The organism is Burkholderia seminalis DSM 23518 (assembly GCF_902832885.1).
Lineage (GTDB): Bacteria > Pseudomonadota > Gammaproteobacteria > Burkholderiales > Burkholderiaceae > Burkholderia > Burkholderia seminalis.
On the sequence record NZ_CADFDK010000002.1, the window covers coordinates 657,657 to 678,680 of the forward strand.

Here is a 21,024-nt window from a genome sequence, read left to right on the forward strand (position 1 = left end):
CGTGGGATCGGTCTCGCGCGGCGTTCAGGCGAGCAGGCGGCGCTCGAACGGGTAGTCGGACAGCAGTTCGAGCTGGCCGTCGTCGCGGACGTAGACCTGTTCCTCGAGCTTCACGCCTTCGCCTCCGTCCTCGTGGCCGATGTAGCTCTCGATGCACAGCGTCATGCCGGGTTCGATCACGCCGTCGTAGCCCTTTGCATCGTTGTCCTCGCGATGACAGATATACGGGTATTCGCCTGTCATCCCGACGCCGTGGGCCAGCGCGAAATAGCGGCGTGCGCGATACGGCTGCGGGATCTGCCACGCCTTCGCGATGAATTCCTGGAACGTGGTGCCGGCCCTTACGTTCTCCATGTTCGTGTGGATCTGCTCATAGGCGAGGCGGTACAGCGTCTTTTGCGCGGCGGACGCGGGACCGTCGCCGCAAAGAAAAGTGCGCGAGAAATCCGCGTAGTAGCCGAAGCGGCCCACCACGTCGGTATCGAGCCCGACCAGTTCTCCCGCCTGGATCTTGCGTGGGCTGCTTTCCTGGAACCATGGATTCGTGCGCGGGCCCGAGCTTATCAAGCGGGTCTCGACATAGTCACCGTCGGTCTCGATCACATGCTGATGCAGGTACGACCACAGCTCGTTCTCGCTGATGCCGGGCACGAGGGCGGCCTCGAGCTTGCGCACACCCGCTTCCGCCGCGCGCAGTGACGCGCGGATCATCTTGATCTCGTTCGGCACCTTGATTGCACGGGCGCGTTCGAGCGGCTCCTGGGCGTCCGAAATCTCATAGCCGCGCGCTTGCAACGCAAATGCGGCCGCCGATGTCGCACTTTCGATCGCGATCCGCTTGCCGCCACCGCACGAGCGAACCAGATCGTCAATCTCGTCCGCCCAGCGCTCCGTGATCTGACGCAGCATGTCGTCACAAAAGTAGTACGAAATCGCGGTCGCGGGGCGGACTTCATCCACGGTATCGAGTCCGTCGGCCAGGAATTCGCATCCCGCGTATTCGAACAGCACGACTTTTCCCTCGGCCGGCACGAACAGATAGCGTGCGGGATTGCGCATCGAATACACCTGCATGTTGCGAGAGCCGGTGGCGTATCGCATGTGGGTAGGGTCGAACAGGATAGCGGCGGTCAGGTCGCGTTTCTTCAGTTCGCGGCGAACCGCGGCAAGCCGGTCGCGCTGGATCTGGGCGATTTCGTCGGCGGTAGGCTCGCAATCTTCCGGGCGGTGAGTCGGTCGAAGCATCGTCATGATGTCAGGGGTAACGTTATAAGTGTCAGTACAACGAAGTAATGGGATGGGTCTACCCATCGGGAAATCGCATCGTCAGTCGACCAGGTTGTCCGCGCGGACCAGTGTCTGTTCGGCTTCCAGATGCATTTCGGATACGCGGCCGTACAGCTGACGGGTTCGCTCGAGGCGGCCGACCACCCCGGGCTTCTTCGAATAGGCGAAGATCGTAGTGTGACGATCGATGTCGCCGCGCACCTGGGTCACGCGGTGCAGCGAGAAACGGCCCTTGAACAGTTGCAGATCGCCCGGCTGCAGCGTAATCACGCTGATCGGCGTGCGCGTCTCTCCGCGCACCACCGCGCCGACCGCGTCGTAGTTTTCACCCTCGGGCGACCGGATGTTCGGGCAGTACTCGAAATCGCCGCCTGCCGTGGGCTGCTGCGTCATCATCGACACGATGAATTCGTTGGTGTCGTAGTGCCACGGCTGTTCGGTGCCGGGCGGCATGACGTTCTGAACCAGTCCGGCGTACGGGTCCGCGTATTCCCAGATCTGCGTTTCGCCGAGACATGCAGCGACGAATTGCTTCATCGCACGCGCCACGTAAATCCGGTGAACGATTGCATCGGCCGGGATCACGTCGCGCGTGACGAAGCCGCTCGTGCGATCCATAAAGATGCGGCGCGGATCCGTGGCGGGCAACGACGGATCGTCGGCGGTGAAATACGCATTGACCTTGCGGCTCGAGAAATAGGTTTTTTTCGCGAAGCCGAGCCCTTCGACGCGCGCCTGTTCCAGTGCGGCGGGGCGCAGGAAGCCGCGCAACACCGCGCTGCCGCTGGCGGTCAGCTGGGCCCGGCACGTTGCGAGCAGATCGCGCATTCCGGCGTGCCCGGGGTCATGCAACGGATAGTGGTCGGTATCGACGATGTCGCTCAGATCAGTACATTCTGCGTCGGCGAGAGGCGGGCTTGCTTGCACGGTTGGCTCCAGTTTCGAGGGGTGAGGCGTTTGTGGCCTGAATTGTTTTCGACAACAATCGGCCTATCGATGCGTCAATGATTCGATCGACAAATTCCCTTGGATAACGAGTAATTTCGATGACTGACATCAGCGAACCCGATTGGTCTCAACTCAGCTCGCTCGACGGAGAACTGGTGCGCGCGTTCATCACGGTGGTCGACAGCGGCGGCGTGACCGCCGCAGCCAGGCAGATGCACCGGACGCAATCGACGATCAGCCTTCGCATCCGTACGCTCGAAGAGCGGCTGGAAACGCACCTGTTTCTGCGCGACAGTCGCCGTCTGGCATTGTCGCGAGACGGGGAAAACTTCCTGATCCATGCGCGCCGCATCATTCAGGTGCAGAACGAAGCGATAGCGGCACTTAAACGCACGAGCGCTCATGGCGTGATTCGCTTCGGCTTGCCTGAGGATTACGCGGAGCTCTGGTTGCCCGATCTGCTCGAAAAGTTCTATCGCCTGCGGCCGGATGCGCGCCCGCATATCGATTGCAGAATGTCGCTGGAGCTGATCGAGCGCCTGCAGGCGGGCGAACTCGATCTGGCACTGGTCGTCAGGCACGGCGCGCAAAGCGGTGGGCGTCATCTCGGCCGCGAGGACGTGGTGTGGGCCGCGCATCGCGATTTCGTGTTACCGGGCGGCGCGTCCGTGCCGCTCGCGCTGTTTCCGGAAACATGCTGCTACCGTCAGCGTGGACTCGCGGCACTGGCGGCACTCGGGCGGCATTATCACGTGATCTACACGAGCCAGAGCCCGACCGGCATCAAGGTCGCCGTCAATCACGGTGCGGCGGTGACGATCATCGACCGCTGCACGCTGCCCGCGAACTGGCGCGTGCTGGACATGGAAGACGGCTTGCCGGCGCTGCCGCCCGCAGATCTCGAGCTGCTGCGCTCACCCGGCAGTCGCAATCCTGCAGCCGACGATCTGGCTCTGCTGATCGAGACGATGGTCGAGGAGCGCCGCCGCGCGGCGAGCGCGCCGTCGCCGGCCTGAATGATCGTGCATCGCATCCCGTAGCCTCGCGGGAGCCGGGCCCAACGCAACGACGCGATCGTTCGGCCTCTCCGATGGTCCCTATCGGAATTCCTCGCTGTCAAAACGAAATTGGCGCAATAAATATATCTGTGAGCGAACGGATGACCGTTGCCACGGATGCCGGTATCCGCGCGATCGCTCCCGCCCGGTTCCATCGGCCGCGTTATGCCTTGCCTCAGTGCCTTCCCCATTCAATAGGAGCCCTTCTCATGATCCTGTCGTTGCTTGCCCGCCTGTTTATTGTCACCATGCGTCGCCCGGTACTCGGGCGGTTCGTGCTTTTCTTCGCGCTATCGGTTTCGGCGTCGGCGCACGCCGCCGGCAACGGAACGGTGGTGATCGGAGTGAACAACTGGGCCGAGAATATCGCGGTCGCGAATCTGTGGAAGGCGCTGCTTGCGGAAAAAGGCTACGACGTCACGCTGCAGTCGGGCGACAAGGCGATCATCTATAACGGCGTCGCGCAGGGCAAGCTCGATCTGACGTTCGAAGTCTGGCTGCCATCCGCGGACGGCCCGCCGTACGATGCGATCAAGTCGCGCGTCGAGAAGATCGGCCCGTGGTTTCCCCGCGCTCAGCTGGGCCTCGCGGTGCCCGATTACGTCGCGATCGACAGCATCGACCAGTTGAACGCACATGCCGCCCAGTTCAGCCACGACGGCAAGCCGACGATTTTCGGCATCGAACCCGGCAGCGGCCTGATGAAACTGACGGGCGAGGCGCGCACCGCTTATGCGCTCGACGCGACTGTGTTGCCGTCATCGGAGGCTGCGATGTTGCTCGCGCTGGATCGCGCGGCAAAGCGTCGCCAGCCGATCGTCGTCACGCTGTGGAATCCGCATTGGGTGTGGGCGAAGTATCCGATGCACTACCTGAAAGACCCGAAGCAGGTGTTCGGTCAACCCGATGCGATCTATGCAATCGCGAAGGCCGGCTTCAGTCAGACACGTCCGGATGTCGCGCGCTGGCTCGGTGCATGGAAGATGGACGACCAGACGCTCGGCTCGCTGATGAACGATATCCGTGCCGCCGGTGAATCCGATCCGCAGAAGGGTGTCGCGCGATGGATCGCGTCGAATCGCGCCCGGGTGGGTGAATGGCTACGCTAAGAGCAGGTTTCTCGAAGACTGCTTTGCATGCCGGGTATTCCTGCGGATCAGGCGGCAACCCAGTTTGAGAAACGCGCCATGAATGTCGGCGCGGCGATGATCGCGCAAACGCTGCTGACAGGCAGGGCTTCGCACGCGGGCGTCGCGCCGCTGCAAACTGGAACGCTAAATGCTTGTCACGCGTGATCCTTTCGATGAAGGAGCACAGCGATGAGCGAGCAGACCACCACCGCTTTTTCCCACGTGAAGCCGCAGGACACCGCCTATCAAGGCGAGGGCCTGCGCGACTTCTTCCTGTACCGCGATCTTGGCATTGCGGCCGCGACGAACGGCAAGGTCGTCGCGCAACTCGTCAGGGCAAACCATGCACCGGAGGCGGGCACCGGCTGGCACCGTCACGAGGCCGAGTTCCATATCGTGATCATGCTGAAGGGCTGGGCTCGCTTCATGTATGGCGAACAGGAAACGCTGGTAGCCGCCGGCGACTGCGTGCACCAGGCGCCGGGGATCGTCCACTACCTGTTCGACTATTCGCCGGACATGGAGTACCTGGAGATCGTCGGGCCCGCCGATTTCAAGTCGATCGACGTCGACGGGCCGTGCGCGGTACCCGCGCCGACGCCGTGGGGCGAGGCGGGCGCATAGCTTGCCGGGTTTCCGGCGCGCGCCGGGCGCATGCTCGAGACCAACCGCCTTCGGGCGGTTTTTTATTGAGCTGTGGACTGCTGCGACCCGCCTCCCGCTTCGGAACGTTGCTTCGAATTCCAAACCGTTGCGGCGCTGAAGATCCGGAAAGAAAAGAAAGACATTCGTCAGCTTCGAGCGCCGATTCGCGACGCGATGTCAAAGATCGTCAATTGCGCGGCCGCGCGGTGCACGGCCGGTCGACGACCGGCGTTAAGGAGTGACCAGCCGGATCACCGGCTGATTTATCCGGGAGAGTTTCACCATGAACCGCATCGCGAAGATCCTGACGGCAACCGCACTGGCTTGCGCCGTGCTCGTGCCGGCACTGGCCGAAGCGCATTCGCACCGTGTGTGCCATTTCGATCATCACCACCATCGCGTGTGCCGCTGGGTGCGGTAACCGTGGCTTTGCCCGGGGATGCCCGGGACGTTTTCATCATTCAGGCAAATCAGGAGAGGACCATGAAAAAAACGATGTTGATCGCCGCGCTGGTCGCCGGCATGGGTGTGTCGATCGGTGCGTTCGCGCAGGTTCCGGCCAGCGCGCCGGCCGGCACGACCGGGCTGTGCAAGGACGGCTCGTTCTACTCGGGCGCATCGAAGAAGGGCGCCTGTGCGGGCCACAAGGGTGTGAAGACGTGGTACGGCGCATCGGCCGCCGCTGCAGCGAGCGCACCGGCCGCGGCGCCGGCCACGGCGGCGTCCGCCGCGCCGGCATCGGGCACGGCACCCGCGAAGAGCGCCGCCGCGACGACGGCAGCCGCGCCGGGCGGCGGTGCGGGCAAGGTGTGGGCGAACGACAGCACGAAGGTCTACCACTGCTCGACCGACAAGTACTACGGCAAGACGAAGCACGGCAGCTACATGTCGGAAGCCGACGCGAAGGCGAAGGGCTACCACGCGTCGCACGGAAAGGCCTGCTCGTAACGCGCGGTGCCGGCGCGCGAGTGCCTTCGCTCGCGCGTCGTCCGAACGCCGCAGCAAACGTCGCCCCGCCTCTTCGGCGGGGCGATTCGTTTGCGGCGACGCGCACGCTCAGTGCGCGTGATGCGATCGTGTTTCCGTCGTTGCGTCGCTCCCGGTTGCGCGCGCATCGAGCAGGGCGCGCAGCGTGACGTAGTGGGTGCCGCTTGGGTCGCCTTCCGCATTCGCGGTGCGATCGTACGGCTCGTTGTCATGGATCGTCGCCCGCACGATCGGATAGATCTGCGTTTCCCACCGGCTGCCGTTGAACACGCCGTAGTGCCCCACACCCGTCTGAACGTGGTGCGTCTTCAGATACGACGGTAACCCCGAACACAGTTCCTGCGCGGCCACCGTCTGGCCCACCGCGCAGATATCGTCCTTCTCGCCTTCGACCGTCAACAGCGCGGTGCGATGAATCGCCGCCGGTTCGACGAGCCGGTCGCCGACCGTCAGCTCCCCGCGCGCGAGCGCGTATTGCTGGAACACCTTCTCGACCGTTTCCAGATAGAACTCCGCGGTGAGGTCGGCCGTCGCGAAATATTCGTCGTAGAAATGCCGCAGCGTGTCGGCTTTCGCCGGGTCGCCTTTCGCGCGCTGGTAGTACAGATCGGCGAACGACGCCGCGTGCCGGTCCGGGTTCATCGACATGAACGCGCCGACCTGCACGAAGCCCGGATACACGCACCGCTGCGCGCCGACGAAGCCCGCCGGCACGACGCTGATCAGGTTGCGCGCGAACCATTCGATCGGCTGGCTCGTCGCGAGCGCGTTGACCTTCGTCGGATTCACGCGGCAGTCGATCGGGCCGGCCATCAGCGTCAGGCTCGCGGGCTGCGCCGGATCGCCGCCGGCTGCCATCAGCGAAACCGCCGCGAGCGCGGCGACCGTCGGCTGGCAGATCGCGAGCACGTGCGCGTCCGGGCCGATCTGGCGGATGAAGTCGATCACGTGCGCCACGTATTCGTCGAAGCCGAAGCGCCCGGCCGTCAGCGGGATGTCGCGCGGGTTGTGCCAGTCGGTGATGTACACGTCGTGATCGGCCAGCATCGTCTGCACGGTGCCGCGCAACAGCGTCGCGAAGTGTCCGGACATCGGCGCGACGATCAGCACGCGCGGCTGGCGTGCGACGGGCCGCGCCTTGCGGAAGTGCAGCAGCGTCGCGAAGGGCGTGACGGCCGCCGCTTCCTCGACGATCGGCACCGTGTCGCCGTCGACGGCGATCGATTCGATTCCGAACGGCGGACGCCGGTGCGAGAATGCGCAGCATTCGAGCAGTTCGCACAGCGCGTCGAGCATGCGGCCGGTCGGCGTCGACGTCGAGGGCGGCCACAGCGACATCGTCGCACGGGTGGCGGCCGCCCATGCGCGCGCCGGGCGCACGCATTCGGCAGACCATTGGTAAAACGGATAGGCAAGCAGGTTCATGGCCGTCGCTCGTTGCGCCGCGTTGCAAGGAACGAGGCAAGCCGTGTGCCAGCATGCGGCTGGCACGCGCGTTGCACGCGGTTCGGAAACGCGGCGGCGCGGGCGGCGCAAGACGACGGGCAGGTGCGGTCGATGCGTGGCCGCACCGCTCCGGCGTGCGATGCGTGTCGCGACACCGTGCGGCGCTGCGCCAGTTCGGCGAATGGGTCGCACAGGCGTGGTGCGGATCACGGCGTGATGCATCCGTTTCGGTGCAGGGGCACGAACGGCAACCAGCAGGGAGCAACATGGAATCCACCGGACTGACGACGCTGACCATCAGCAGCCGCAATTACTCGTCGTGGTCGATGCGCGGCTGGCTGCTCGCGAAGCTGAGCGGCCTCGCGTTCGAGACGGTCAGTGTGCCGATCGATGCGGCGTCGCGCGCGGAACTGCTGTTGCTGTCGCCGTCGATCCTCGTGCCGTGCCTGACGCACGACGGCAGCAAGGTATGGGATACGCTCGCGATCGCCGAGTACCTGAACGAGATCCGGCCGCAGGCGCGGCTGCTGCCCGACGACCGGCATGCGCGCGCGCATTGCCGCTCGATCTGCGGTGAGATGCATTCCGGCTTCAGCGCGTTGCGCTCCGCGCTGCCGATGAACCTGCGCGCGCATTTTCCCGGCTTCCGGATCTGGTCACGCGCGCAGCACGATATCGAGCGGATCGTCACGATCTGGCGCGAGTGCCTCGCCGCGTACGGGGGCCCCTGGCTGTTCGGCGCGCAGATCGGGATCGCCGATGCGATGTACGCGCCGGTCGTCACGCGCTTCCTGACCTACGACGTCAAGCTCGAGCCGGACATCGCCGAATACTGCATGCGCGTGCTCGCGCAGCCGTTCGTCGCGGAATGGATCGATGCGGCGAAGGCCGAGCATGAAGACATCGACGAACTCGACATGGAGTTCTGACGCACACGGCCGCCGTACGCTTTCAATTTCACTACACGCGCAAGCGGCGAAACGAACATTCGACGCGCTTGCGCCACTCGCAAACGTTTTACCTTGATTTCGGTCGGAAACGAGGACGAATTCCCTAAAGGATGTTGAGCCCAATGACGTAAACGAGTCACGGGGACGACTCGCGATCGCGCGCTTTCGACGGGCGACGCGCAGTCCGCAACAACCAGCGCAGCAGGGGAATCGACTTGAATCGTCAGCAATCGTGGACGCGTACGGCGGCGCCCGGAGAAATCATTTATTCCGAGGGCTTCGCCGGCGAGCCCGTCATCTTCCTCATTACCGACGGCAAGGTCGAGCTGTCCACGCGCTGCGACGACAAGCGCGTGATCGTCGCGACGCTCGGCCGCGGCGAGTTCTTCGGCGAATCGGCGCTGCTCGCGGCCGAGCCGCGCGCGCATACCGCGAAGGCGCTGTCGTTCTGTCAGCTCACGGTCGTGCCGGCCGGCATGCTTGACGATGAAATCGAGCGCGTGTCCGCGCTGCTGCGCCATATCGTGCGAACCATGATCCGCCGCGTGAAGCGCAAGGACGACCAGCTTGCGACTTACACGCATGCCGACTTCATGCCGGGCGTGCTGTCGTATGCGCACGTGCTGTCGCTGATGGCGGGCGCCGACACGCGCGACGCGGGCGATACATGGGCGCGCCGGCCGATGCAGGCGCATGCCGCCGAAGCTTCCGTGCCGCTCGCCGAGGTGATCCGCAAATGCCGCGCGATTGCCGGCCACTCGCGCCCGCACGTGCTCGCGATGCTGCGCCGCATGGAGAAACTCAATCTCGTCACGATCGAAGCCGCGCAATCCGACGGTGCCGGCGGTGCCGTCGACTACGCGGCTTCGTCGGACGCGCGTCAGGTCGTCACGTTCGACGCCGCGCGCATCATCGATCGCGCGCAGCAGGTCGCCGATCACGATCTCGACCTGTCGATCAACAGCGAACTCGAACTCATCGAACTGGCCGATCTCGAATCGCTGATCGGCGTCGACAAGACGCTGCTGCTCAACAAGCTGTCGAACGGCGAGATCGCCGACGAAGTGTTCGCGTTCCGCAAATCGAAGGTGCTCAGTTACGTCGAGCAGAAGGGCGTTGCGTACTTCTCGCGGCGCAACGCGCGGCGCGGCGGCGACGTGCGCGCGCTGGAGGATCTCGTGTGGGTCGACCAGCGCACGTTGTTCGACGTGATCAGCGCGTTCGACACGTACGATCTCGCGAAGCTGATCGCGAACCTCGACGATCGCGCGGTGGCCGACAAGCTGTTTTCCGTGATGACCGAGGCGCGGCGCAACGAGGTGTCATGGGTGATGCGCCGCGAGATCAAGCTCGACCCGATCGAGGTCGAGGAAATCGAGCAGCGCGTGCTGGATGCCGTGCGTGCGGCGAAGGCGCCTGCGGCGGGCGTGGCGCCGGTGGCGTCCACGTCGTCGTCGGATGCATGAGACGGGGAGGCGTATGGATCTGTTGACCCTGGCCGGTGTGGTGCTCGGCGGCGCGGCGATCGTGTTCGGTTTCGCGCTGGAAGGCGGTCATTTCTCGATGCTGTTTCAGTTCGAGGCGCTCGTGATCGTGCTCGGCGGCACGCTCGGCGCGGTGATGATCCAGAACACGTGGGCACGCTTCTTCGATGCGGTGAAGCAGCTGCGGCTCGCGTTCGTGCGCGCGCGCGAGGTCGATCGCAAGAACCTGTCCGACCTGCTCGAATGGGGCGACCGCGCGAAGCTCGACGGGCTGCTCGCGTTCGAATCGATGGACGTAAGCGGCATTCATCCGTTCGCGCGCCGCGGGCTGGAACTGCTGGCGAACGGCGTGTCGACCGCCGTGCTCGAGGATGCGTTGCAGCGCGAACTCGATGCGTACGAGCGCAGCCGCCTCGCCGCCGTGCGCGTGTGGCAGCAGGCCGGCGGCTATGCGCCGACGTTCGGCATTCTCGGCTCGGTGCTCGGGCTCGTGCAGGTGACGAGCCATATTCTCGAACCCGCGCAGCTTGGGCCGGGCATCGCGGTGGCGTTCGTCGCGACGCTCTACGGGCTCGCGTTTGCAAACCTCGTGTTTCTGCCGCTGTACGGCAAGCTGCGCGCGCAGATCGACAGCGAGATGCGGTTCCGCAAGCTGTATCTCGACGGCTTGCTCGCGATTTCGCGCAGGGAGTCGCCGCACACTATCGAAACGCGCCTGACCGGCGATGTGCGCGGGCGGGCGGCGGAATCGCTTGCTTGATGGATGTGTGCGCGTTCAGGTGCCAGCGCTATATGACGAACCGGGATTCTCGACCGCATGACAGCTCGAACTGACGGCGCATCCGCGGCCGATCGCGACGATGACGAACTCGAAGGCGCGCAATCCGGACGCTGGCTGATTTCGTACGCGGATCTCATCACGACGCTGATGGTGCTGTTTCTCGCGCTGTATGTGCTGCAGCTCGCGAAATACAACGCGCTCGATGCGCGCTTCCAGACGCTAGCGCGGCAGGCCGGAAGCGCTGCCAGTGCTGCCGACACCGTGAAACCCGACCGTGCGCCACCGCCGTGGCTCGCGCTGCTCGATTCGTTGAAGTCGAATGGCCGGATCTCGCTGGTGAAGGCGCCGCACGGCGTCGAGATCGGCATCGATGCGAAGATCCTGTTCAATGTCGGCGATGCGCGCCTGCTGCCCGATTCGTCGCCGGTGCTGAACCAGATCGCGCAGGCACTGAGCGCGCACGCAACCGGCGACATCCTCGTCGAAGGCCACACGGACAATGTGCCGATTGCCAACGCGAAATACGAATCGAACTGGGAGCTATCGTCGGCGCGTGCGGGGAGTGTGGTGCGCTACCTGACGGAGCGCGGTGTGGCGCCGCATCGGCTGGCGGCGATCGGGCGGGGCGATACGCAGCCGCTCGTTGTGGGGGACGACGCCGCATCAAGGGCAAGGAATCGGCGCGTCACGATTTTCGTTGCGTACTGATCCGATCCTTGCGTATGGGTCGACGCTTATGTCCGCCCGTCATCAACATAACGAATCTCGCATGGTCGATATCTGAAATCAGCGATGCGATTCCGCGCGTGCATGCCGATAACCCAAACTGGCTCAGACCGAGCGGTTACCGAGGGTTCCCCATGCACTTCTGGCGCAAGCTTTCCATTCAGAACAAGCTGATTCTCAGCATGACGAGTTGCCTGCTCGTGTTTGTCGCGATTTCGAGCGGGCTCAGCGTTCGTCTGATCGGCAACGCGGTGCGCGATCGCGTCGTCCGTGAAGAGTTGCCGACCGCCGTGAACGGCATTCGTGCCGACGTGCAGCGCCAGATGGCCGGCCCGATCGCCGCGTCGCGCATTCTCGCGCGCGATGCGTTCCTGCTGCAATGGGAAGCCGACGGCGAACCCGACGCCGGCACGCGCAACTGGATCCAGCTCGCGAAGAACGTGAAGGACGAGCAGAAGGCCGCGTCCGTGCAGTGGGTGTCGGTGAAGAGCGGCAACTACTACAACGAAGCCGGCCTGCAGCGGAAGGTGACCGACAAGGATCAGTGGCTGACGCGTTTCCTGTCGTCGGGCAAGGCATTTGACGTGAACATGGATCGCGAGGTGACCGTCGGCGGCTACATGATGTTCATCAACAGCCGCGTGGAACTCGACGGCGCGCCGATCGGCGCGGCGAGCATGAGCTTGTCCGTGGATGCGCTTGCGAAGGGCATCTCGGCCTACCGGATCGGCCAGACCGGGTTCGCGTATCTCGTGCGTCCCGACGGCGCGTTCATGATGCATCGCGATACGTCGCTGATCGACGGCAAGCATTTCCTGAAGGATCAGCCAGGGCTGCCGGGCGATGCGTCGTCGACGCTGCTCGCCGGCAAACCGTACGCGTACCTCAGTTACGACGGCGACGGCGGCGCGCGCTTCATCGCGACGTCGTTCATTCCGGAGCTGAATGCGTATGTGGTCGTCGAAGTACCGCAGGCTGAATTGCTCGGGCCGGTGACGCGCGCCATTCGCAGCGCGGCGCTGGTTGCGGCGGTGGTGGGCCTCGCGGTTGCGCTGCTGGTGATCTGGCTGGTGGGCCGTGCGATTGCCGCGCCGATTCGTCGGGCGGCGACGCTGCTGTCGGAGATCGCCAGTGGTCAGGGCGATTTGACGCGCCGGATGACGGTCGAGAGCCAGGACGAGATCGGGCAGTTGTCGGATGCGTTCAACCGGTTCGTGTCATCGCTGTCGACGCTCGTGCACCGGATTCGCGCGGCGTCGGCGTCGATTGCGACCGGGTCGGCGCAGATTGCTTCGGGGAATGCGGATCTGAGCGAGCGTACCGAAGGGCAGTCGAGCAACCTGGAGCGGACGGCTTCGTCGATGGAAGAGATCACGGCCGTGGTGCGCAACAACACCGAGACGGCGACGACGGCCGCGAAGATGATCAACGGCGCATCGGATACGGCGGCGCGTGGCGGGCAGGTGGTGGGCGAGGTCGTGACGACGATGGAGCAGATCAGCAACGCGTCGCAGCGTATCTCCGAGATCATCGTGATGATCGACAGTATTTCGTTTCAGACGAATATTCTGGCGCTGAATGCCGCGGTGGAGGCGGCTCGGGCGGGGGAGCAGGGGCGCGGGTTTGCTGTTGTTGCTTCGGAGGTGCGGAATCTGGCGCAGCGCAGTGCGCAGGCGGCGAAGGAGATCAAGGCGCTGATCGAGCATAGCGCGGGGACGGTGAATACCGGGTCGCGGCTGGTGAGCGAGGCGGGGAAGGTGATGAGCGACGTTGTCTCGCAGGTTCAAGGCGTGAGCGCGATGATGAGCGAGATTGCCGAGGCCAGCCTGGAGCAGAGCGCCGGGATCGATCAGATCGGGGATGCGGTGCAGTCGCTCGATGAGATGACGCAGCAGAATGCGGCTTTGGTCGAGGAAAGCGCGGCAGCGGCGGAGAGTTTGAAGCAGCAGGCGGCGGAATTGACCAAGTTGGTTTCGGCTTTTAAGGTGGATGCGTAAGGGGTGGTTTGGGGTTGGGACGTTTCTGAGGACGGCTGCCGTGAGGCTGCGGCAGCCGTTTTGCTTGTGGGTGCCGGATTTGTGGCGATTAGGGAAATGAAACGCATTTCCAGATCGAAGGGCTGAGGTGGATGTGGTGGTGTTTGTCACTGTCATTGCTGCGATGGTGGCGAAAGTCGCCGCCGGATTCTTATCTTGAGTGACATTGTTCAATAGGAAGCACAGTTTTGGTACCGGATTGTCGGACGCATTGTCTGCGTTCGGCTAATTGCGGTCGCTCGCCTTTCGGGCCGAGGCACAATTTGAACGTCCGCTTCATCCTGCGATTGGACCGATATGGGTCCGGCAACAAGCGCCATCGGTGACCGGCATAGCAGAGGAGATCATTGAGGCGCGGCGAGACCCCATCAAGCACGACAGGAAATAGGCGTAAAGCGTAGAATGAATATTGAATCATTGTTGCGCCGCACAATTGCGTCACTGTAGGGGGTGAATCCAATGAAAATTGAAGCTCTGAATATTCGAAACTTCCGTGGCATTCGATCTGCCGTCATCCGTGACCTCGGAAACATGGTGGTGATAGCCGGTCAAAACGGTTCCGGCAAGTCCTGTGTTTTAGATGCAATCCGGCTACTTAAATCGGTCTATGGTGGCTACCAGCAGAATGAGTGGCACCAATGGATGGGCGAATTTCAAATTAATTTCTCCAATCGAAATGATTTGGTGAATCTTCTGAATACGCCCGATGCTGAATTAAGAATCACCTGCGAATTCACCATTCACTCTGATGAGCGAGCCTACATCACGGCGAATTGCGAGGACCTTGTGCGGCAGTCGATATGGCGATCCCGCTATCCCGAACTCTACGCGTGGTCGTCTTTCCGCGCTGTATCCTTGGCGGCTCACCTGCGTGATCACGAACACGAAATAAGAGAGCAAACCGAGCTACAGGTCGCCGCATTGGTTGAAGAATTGAAAAGTGGTCGAATCATTGGTGAATTTGTTCTTCCCATTGGGCAACCTCCTCATGTGCGCCCAAGCAAGATATTGGAGATCATCTTCGGCACATTTCGGCCGAGTTTTCTTGGGGTAATCGATTATCACGGTCCTCATCGAATGTATGGCCGTGAAACTCTGCAGGGAATTAATCTAAATCTTGACGCTATAGAGCAACAAAAGAGCCAACATGCGCTATACAACTACATAAACAAGTACGCCAACGTTAAATCGGAAATGGCCGCCTCATACATCAAAGAGGTTCTCGCCAACGAAGCGGGAAATAAGGCTGGAGAGGGGGAGTCTCTGTCAAATACGCTGAAGGAACTGTTCCGAACATTCTTTCCGGAAAAGGAGTTCCTAGGGCCTCAGCCTACCCCAGACGGTACCCTCGCTTTTCCAGTTCGAACCGCAGACGGGGCGACACACGACCTCAACGAGTTAAGTGCAGGTGAAAAGGAGGTTCTCTACGGTTATTTGAGACTTCGAAACTCGGCACCTCGCTTCTCTGTGATTCTGCTTGATGAACCAGAGCTTCATTTGAATCCGCGTTTGATAAAGGGGCTACCTCATTTCTATCATCGACACTTAGGTTGCGCCCTCGATAATCAGATATGGCTAATCACTCATTCGGATGCATTGCTTAGAGAAGCTGTTGGTCACGAAGGTTACTCGGTATTTCATATGCAAGGCGCCACTGTCGGCGGCGACGAACAATTGACGCCCCTTCTTGCCAAGGAAGGCTTGGAGCGTGCGGTTATCGATCTGGTTGGAGATCTCGCTGCTTATAGGCCAAACGCAAAACTGGTTATATTTGAGGGAGAGAATTCTGAGTTTGACCAACGGATGACGAATTCACTCTTTCCTTTGTTTCAACAGGCTGTTAATACCATTTCCGCGGGAAGCAAGCAGCGCGTTCGTGGACTTCACGGAATTCTGGATGCCGCCCTTGAAAAGGGGCAAATTCCAATGAAGATTTTTTCCATTGTCGATTCTGATAATGCAGCGGAAGCTTCAGGTGCGTCGGCGCAAAGCTTTGCATGGGATGTTTACCACATTGAAAATTATCTCATTGAGGCTAAATTTATCTTAAAAGTCGTTAGGGATCTTGGCGTAAGCAAATTTCAATCAGAAGAGGATGTTTATGTCTGCCTACGCACCTGCGCACAGGACTCGTTGGCCGATCTTATTCGGCACCGAATGGCGTCGGAGATCAATAAGAGGCTCGTCGGTTCGATTGACCTTTCGACTGACCCGCGCAATACCGAGATTGCTCCGCTGTTGGAGGCCGCTATTGCGCGTTCCAAGGATCGACTTTGCAAGATAGCTGCCGAGGACTGCACAGTCGACAAGTTATCTGTTATGGAGGCGAATCTCAAGTTAGAGTTTGAAAAAGCTCTTGCTGCGGACACGTGGAGAAAGAAGTTTATGGGAAGGAGCGTGCTGCGGCGGTTTGCAGAGCAGTTGGACGGCGCCGCGAAGTACGAAACTCTGCGAAATCTCATAATTGCAAGCATGAGAGATGCTGGATTCCAGCCGCCAGGTATGCACGACGTCATCACGAAGATCCTTACTGCTTAGTTCGCGTCTTCACTTTGCCGTGCTTTTTCGTCTTTTGATATGGTTCGCTTCTAACGACAACAGGCCTCGGCAGGTAAATCAGCAAGAGCCGACACTGATGGGATTTGCATCCAATGGCCGAACTGGGTCGATCTGCGCCGGTCGCGCGTCACAGGGCGGCGGCCGGCCGCGTTCGACCATCGGCGGCCGCTCGAGGTCGTCGTCCAGTGTGGGTAGCAGACCCGTCTCAGCCATTCGGACATTGATTGTTAACGTCTGCTTTGCAGCGAAGAGCTGACTTAGGTCAGCGCTGTTGTTATCGTGTAATTGATCCTCCTGATTGGAATCGCCCATGACACTCGTAGTCGCTTGGACTAGAACGACCGGGACTGGTCGTGAACTGTGGATGCTGTCTGACAGCAGACTTAGCGGTGGAAAGCTCTGGGACTATGGTCCCAAGATATTTGGTATTGGCCGGAGTGACGCTGTCATTGCGTTCGCTGGAGACACATCCTGGACGTACCCATTAATTGCCCAGATTTCCTCTTACGTAGAATCGTTCGTCAACTTGCGGGATCGAGTTGTAGATGTGGCGGACCTCTGCGATCGGATCCTCCAGATGCTGAATGACTCACTCTCCTTCGTAACAGATCCCGCCAATCCTTCCATGGCAGTCCCGGAGTGCTCGTTTGTCTTTGCGGGCTATTCAGCGCGCAGGAAGGATTTCTTTGTGCGGCGGATTGAGTTCCAGTCAAAACGCAATGAGTTTGTATCGACTCACCCCAAGTCTTACGGCAGAGAGTCGATCGCGTACGTAGGAGACACGGAACCTGTCAAAGCGACCGTCCGGCGGATTTCCGAAATTCTCAAGCAAAGCAGGGTGAAACGCCCAAGACTCGATATGACACCGGCGGTGGCGTTCTTCGAAGTACTCTCATCCGAGAAGTTCAGAGATATCGGCGGAGCGCCTCAAGTCGCCAAAGTCTATGAGCACATGAATCTACAGCACTTTGGCGTCTACTGGCCTCCGAACGTTCCCAATGAAGAGCAGAAGATCTTTCTGCGGGGTCGCCGCCTAAAATCATATGAGGTGCTTGACCATCCATGGGTGTACGACCCAACTTTGACCAAGCTATGGTGGCATGACTTCTCTCCGGATCAACGTCGCAACGCTGAAGTCGCGAAGGCGGCCGGTCAGTAACACCCGAGGCGACAGTCTAGGCGGCGACCATGGTGTGGGCGACCGACTATGGTCCGTTGTGTGAGATCGCCACCGGCCGCTTTGGGGTGCCCCAGTTCGCGAAACCTCGATTCGACTGGCTGACCGCTTTGGAGAAGATCCTTTGACCGTAGTGGGTCGAAAGCAGCCGACCATGACTGCCCGCGTTCGAACCGTTCTGGTCCTTCGGCGCTATCAAGATTTAGGTATCCTTGATCCGCAAAGCGGGCGATCACGATTAGTGGGCCCGGGAATTCCCGGTAAGAAAGGGTGCCTCTTGCCCGAACGAGTCTTCGTCCCCACACTGCACGAGTGGTCGGCAACCTGCACCCGACGAAGCGATTCATGGCGGGTGCGTCCTAACGCCACGGAATATGCTCGATACCGTCCGATTTTTCTTTGTCGTAATTGTTTTCTTTGGTTCCGGGCTCCAGGTAGTGCGGTGGCTGTCCGGCTGGAAGGATCTTGAGCGGTACAAGACGAGGCGGGATGCCCCGAACGAGAGGCCAGTCTCCAATGGCTCCTATCGCTGGGCTTCATGCCGAGCAAAATGGACGAGCTTCACCGTGGCCGTTGAACTCTATCCTCAACACTTGTGGATACGCCCCGGCTTTCCCTTGAACTTGCGACTTCCCGCGATTTCCATACCCTGGGATGCAATCAGCGCATCTCAAAGAAAGATATTCCTTTTACGCACGGTCACGTTACGTGTCCGTGGTTGTTCTACTGGGCTGCGCTTTTACGGCGCGGTAGGCAAGCGAATTCTGGCGGAAGTCGAAACACAAAGGGCAAGGAGCGTAGCGCCTAACCGTGTTGATCGCGCCGAGGGGGCCACCGGCCTTTGAGTTTGCTGGCAACGCAGATAAGGCGTCGACAATGGCTGGCGCCGGCACTCCAAGAGCAGCCATACCACGAACCTGGCCGGGGGCCGTCGCCGCTATAACACCTGCACGGGCCGTTTGATGCGGCTCTGGCGAATGGAAGGCAGGCGTCGCATGAACACGACTGACGGCCGGGGCGACGCCGCCCGGCCATTGCCGCAAACGCCGTGACTCACACCCACTGCCGTCTTCGATAACTGTCACGACCGCGTGGTCCGTGAGGCAGCACCGCGCCTGCCGAAGTCGCGGCATGAATTCACATCAACGCCCGCCGGCACGCCGCTTCACAACCGCCCCCCGCTGCAACACATACTCGACCCGCGCGCCTTCATCAGCCACGACCCCAATATCCTCAAGCGGATTCCCATCCAGCACGACGAGGTCGGCGATCGCCCCCACGGCAACCACCCCAAGCTGCCCCTGCATATTCACAATCTCCGCCGCCACCGTCGTCGCCGACCTGAGCGCTTCCAGATTCCCGAGCACTTCCGCGCGAATCCGAAACTCCCCAGACTGAAACGCATGCATCTCGCCAAGCAGGTCCGACCCGAACCCCATCTTCACGCCGGCCTTCGCATAAATCTCAAGCGACTCGCGTCCCTTCTGCTGGACGGAAGCCACCTTCGCGATGGAATCCGCCGGCATCCCGAACTCCGCCCCATGTTTGGCCAGTGCGTCATAAGTGACGAGCGTCGGCACCACGAACGCCCCATGCTCATGCATGATCTTCGCGGCCGCTTCATCGACGAGATTCCCATGTTCGATCGTCCGCACGCCGCATCGCACGGCCCGCGCAATCGCTCGCCCCGTATAGGCATGCGCCATCACATACGTATTCGCGGCCTCGGCCTCGTCGACGATCGCCCGAATCTCGTCCTCCGAATACTGTGTGTTCGCAATCGGATCGGTCGGCGAAGCCACGCCGCCTGACGCCATGATCTTGATCTGCGTCGCGCCTTTCTGAATCTCCTCACGCACGGCAAGCCGTACACCTTCAACCCCATCGACGACCCGCGCAATCGCCCCCGTCCTGAAACAGCAGGAGCAGGGCTCCAGCAAATCCCCCCGAGGCCGAAAATCCCCATGCCCGCCGGTCTGCGACAACGCCTTCCCCGACGGAAAAATCCGCGGCCCCGGAATCAGCTCCGTCTCGACCGCCTGCATCAAACTCCAGTCCGCGCCCCCGGCATCCCGCACGCTGGTAAACCCGCGCGACAACATCGCATCGAGAATCGGCAGCGACCGGATCGCCGCAAGAATATTCGGCTGCGTCGCATTCGCGCCAAGATTCGCATTCGAAGCCAGCACATGCACATGGCAATCGATGAACCCCGGCATCACGGTTTTGCCGCGCACGTCGATCACCTGCGCATTCGGCAAATCCACCGGCCGATCGGTGACTTCGACGATCCGTTCGCCTTCGATCACGACATGATGATGTTCGAGCAACACGCCTCGTTCGAGGTCGAGCACGTCGCCGCCTTGCAGCACGGTAATGGTCATATGGAAAAATCCTTATCGAGTCGTGGAGGCCGCACGCTTCGCATCCTTCACGAAGCGCGTGCCGACGAAACTGACGGCCGCCGCGAGCATCACGTAGAACGCCGGCGCCATGTTGCTGCCCGTGCGGGCGATGAGCCACGTGATCAGGAACGGCGCGAACCCGCCGAAGATCGTCACCGCGAAGTTGTACGCAACGGAGAGCCCGGTCGACAGCACCTTGGTCGGAAACAGCTCAGCGAACGCCGCGAGGATCGGCCCCGTATAGGTCGCGATCAGCACGCCGAACACGGCCTGGAACACGATCAGCGACGCGAACCCGGGCGCATGGTTGATCCACGCGAACATCGGCCACGCGAGCACGAGGATCGCGAGCGCCGAGCCGGACAGGAACACGCGCCGTCCCCACACATCGGCGAGCCGGCCGACGATCGGCGAGCAGCACATGATCATCAGCCCGCCGATCATGCCGGCCGCGAAGCCGGTCGATTGCGGCAGATGCAGCGTGCGCACGGAATAGGTCGGCATGTAGAACAGCAGCACGTAGGTGCAGACGGTCCACAGGATGACCATCGAGAAACTCGCGAACGTCTCGCGCGGGTAGGTGGACAGCACCTCCTTCAGCGGCGAGCTTTCCTTCACCTGCGATTCGACGGCGCTGAACGCGGGCGTCTCGTCGATGTGGCTGCGGATGAAGTAACCGACCGGCCCGACGATGATTCCGAGCAGGAACGGCAACCGCCAGCCCCAGCTGTGCAGTGCCTGCGTGTCGAGCGATGTCGTGACGAACGTGCCGGTCGCCGCGCCGAGCAGCACCGCGAAGCCGATGCTCGACTGGATCCAGCTGGAGTAATACGCGCGCTTCTCCGGCGGCGCGTATTCGGTAAGGAACGCGGTGGCGCCGCCCATCTCGCCGCCGGCCGAGAAACCTTGCAGCAGCCGCGCGACGACGATCAGGAGCGGCGCGGCGATGCCGGCCTGCTCGTAGGTCGGCGCGATCCCGATGAGCGCCGTGCCGGCCGCCATCAGCAGGATCGTGAGCGACAGCGCGGCCTTGCGTCCGACCTTGTCCGCATACACGCCGAGGACGATCCCGCCCACCGGCCGCATGAAGAAGCCGACGCCGAACGTCGCGACGGTCAGCAGCACGGACGTCAGTTCGTTGCCGGTCGGGAAGAACAGCTTCGCGATGATCACCGCGAAGAAGCTGTAGACGGTGAAGTCGAACCATTCGAGGCCGTTGCCGATCACGGTCGCGACGATGGCGCGGCGGCGTTGCTGCACGGCCGCATCGACGGCAGGCGCGGCGCGCGGGGAAAGCGTTCCTTGCATGGTCTTTTCCTTTGTCAGAAGCCGGGACGACTGCCCCGCGTGAATCCCATGCTACGGACAGCCGGATTTTTTTCTGAAACGAAAGATTCGCATGCAC

The 21,024-nt window shown here is 61.8% G+C and carries 18 protein-coding genes; 13 read left to right on the forward strand and 5 right to left on the reverse strand.

The features are described from left to right. Window positions 1-24 precede the first annotated feature (24 nt). Window positions 25-1,245 (reverse strand): M24 family metallopeptidase, encoded by a 1,221-nt coding sequence (locus tag HWX00_RS09485; RefSeq protein WP_208456738.1) that lies wholly within the window; start codon window positions 1,243-1,245, stop codon window positions 25-27. A gap of 81 nt (window positions 1,246-1,326) precedes the next feature. Beyond that, window positions 1,327-2,115, reverse strand: coding sequence for a HalD/BesD family halogenase (locus HWX00_RS09490; protein ID WP_208456739.1), 789 nt, complete (start codon window positions 2,113-2,115; stop codon window positions 1,327-1,329). Window positions 2,116-2,390: 275 nt separating this feature from the next. Here HWX00_RS09490 and HWX00_RS09495 point away from each other — a divergent pair, with 275 nt between their 5' ends. The 6 genes from HWX00_RS09495 to HWX00_RS09520 all read left to right on the forward strand — a co-directional run bounded on the left by HWX00_RS09495 (window position 2,391) and on the right by HWX00_RS09520 (window position 6,016). After that, complete coding sequence (locus HWX00_RS09495; RefSeq protein ID WP_244131157.1) at window positions 2,391-3,251, forward strand: LysR family transcriptional regulator; 861 nt, start codon at window positions 2,391-2,393, stop codon at window positions 3,249-3,251. Window positions 3,252-3,394: 143 nt separating this feature from the next. Next, window positions 3,395-4,402 (forward strand): glycine betaine ABC transporter substrate-binding protein, encoded by a 1,008-nt coding sequence (locus HWX00_RS09500; protein WP_226193647.1) that lies wholly within the window; start codon window positions 3,395-3,397, stop codon window positions 4,400-4,402. 27 nt (window positions 4,403-4,429) lie between these two features. Next, window positions 4,430-4,588 carry a hypothetical protein gene (locus HWX00_RS09505; RefSeq protein ID WP_167361891.1) on the forward strand — a complete coding sequence of 53 codons (159 nt, stop codon included), beginning with the start codon at window positions 4,430-4,432 and terminating at the stop codon, window positions 4,586-4,588. A 24-nt stretch (window positions 4,589-4,612) separates the two neighbouring features. After that, window positions 4,613-5,047 (forward strand): cupin domain-containing protein, encoded by a 435-nt coding sequence (locus HWX00_RS09510; protein ID WP_049035781.1) that lies wholly within the window; start codon window positions 4,613-4,615, stop codon window positions 5,045-5,047. Window positions 5,048-5,351: 304 nt separating this feature from the next. After that, window positions 5,352-5,489: an HHHH-motif protein gene (locus HWX00_RS09515; RefSeq protein WP_006488624.1), complete on the forward strand. Its 138-nt coding sequence runs from the start codon at window positions 5,352-5,354 to the stop codon at window positions 5,487-5,489. 62 nt (window positions 5,490-5,551) lie between these two features. Next, on the forward strand, window positions 5,552-6,016 hold the full coding sequence (locus tag HWX00_RS09520) for a DUF3761 domain-containing protein (protein WP_034185626.1): 465 nt from the start codon (window positions 5,552-5,554) through the stop codon (window positions 6,014-6,016). A 108-nt stretch (window positions 6,017-6,124) separates the two neighbouring features. Here HWX00_RS09520 and HWX00_RS09525 read toward each other — a convergent pair whose 3' ends face one another. After that, on the reverse strand, window positions 6,125-7,480 hold the full coding sequence (locus tag HWX00_RS09525; RefSeq protein WP_049035779.1) for a polyhydroxyalkanoate depolymerase: 1,356 nt from the start codon (window positions 7,478-7,480) through the stop codon (window positions 6,125-6,127). 287 nt (window positions 7,481-7,767) lie between these two features. On the opposite strand from HWX00_RS09525, the gene HWX00_RS09530 reads away from it, so the two are divergent. From HWX00_RS09530 to HWX00_RS09560, 7 genes are all read left to right on the forward strand, one after another. Continuing rightward, complete coding sequence (locus HWX00_RS09530; protein ID WP_034185628.1) at window positions 7,768-8,430, forward strand: glutathione S-transferase family protein; 663 nt, start codon at window positions 7,768-7,770, stop codon at window positions 8,428-8,430. Between the two features lie 236 nt (window positions 8,431-8,666). Further along, window positions 8,667-9,917, forward strand: a complete 1,251-nt coding sequence (locus HWX00_RS09535) for a Crp/Fnr family transcriptional regulator (protein WP_034185629.1) — start codon at window positions 8,667-8,669, stop codon at window positions 9,915-9,917. A gap of 13 nt (window positions 9,918-9,930) precedes the next feature. Then, window positions 9,931-10,695, forward strand: coding sequence for a flagellar motor protein (locus tag HWX00_RS09540; RefSeq protein ID WP_034185630.1), 765 nt, complete (start codon window positions 9,931-9,933; stop codon window positions 10,693-10,695). A 57-nt stretch (window positions 10,696-10,752) separates the two neighbouring features. Continuing rightward, complete coding sequence (locus HWX00_RS09545; RefSeq protein WP_175027459.1) at window positions 10,753-11,424, forward strand: OmpA/MotB family protein; 672 nt, start codon at window positions 10,753-10,755, stop codon at window positions 11,422-11,424. 152 nt (window positions 11,425-11,576) lie between these two features. Further along, entirely contained in the window at window positions 11,577-13,439 is a 1,863-nt protein-coding gene (locus tag HWX00_RS09550; RefSeq protein ID WP_175027484.1) for a methyl-accepting chemotaxis protein, read from the forward strand. A 498-nt stretch (window positions 13,440-13,937) separates the two neighbouring features. Further along, window positions 13,938-16,016, forward strand: a complete 2,079-nt coding sequence (locus tag HWX00_RS09555) for an AAA family ATPase (RefSeq protein ID WP_175027458.1) — start codon at window positions 13,938-13,940, stop codon at window positions 16,014-16,016. A 331-nt stretch (window positions 16,017-16,347) separates the two neighbouring features. After that, window positions 16,348-17,196, forward strand: a complete 849-nt coding sequence (locus HWX00_RS09560) for a hypothetical protein (protein WP_175027457.1) — start codon at window positions 16,348-16,350, stop codon at window positions 17,194-17,196. A 1,160-nt stretch (window positions 17,197-18,356) separates the two neighbouring features. On the opposite strand, the gene HWX00_RS09565 is transcribed toward HWX00_RS09560, so the two are convergent. After that, on the reverse strand, window positions 18,357-19,598 hold the full coding sequence (locus HWX00_RS09565) for a metal-dependent hydrolase family protein (RefSeq protein WP_175027456.1): 1,242 nt from the start codon (window positions 19,596-19,598) through the stop codon (window positions 18,357-18,359). Window positions 19,599-19,610: 12 nt separating this feature from the next. After that, on the reverse strand, window positions 19,611-20,927 hold the full coding sequence (locus HWX00_RS09570; RefSeq protein WP_069704572.1) for an MFS transporter: 1,317 nt from the start codon (window positions 20,925-20,927) through the stop codon (window positions 19,611-19,613). Window positions 20,928-21,024 lie beyond the last annotated feature (97 nt).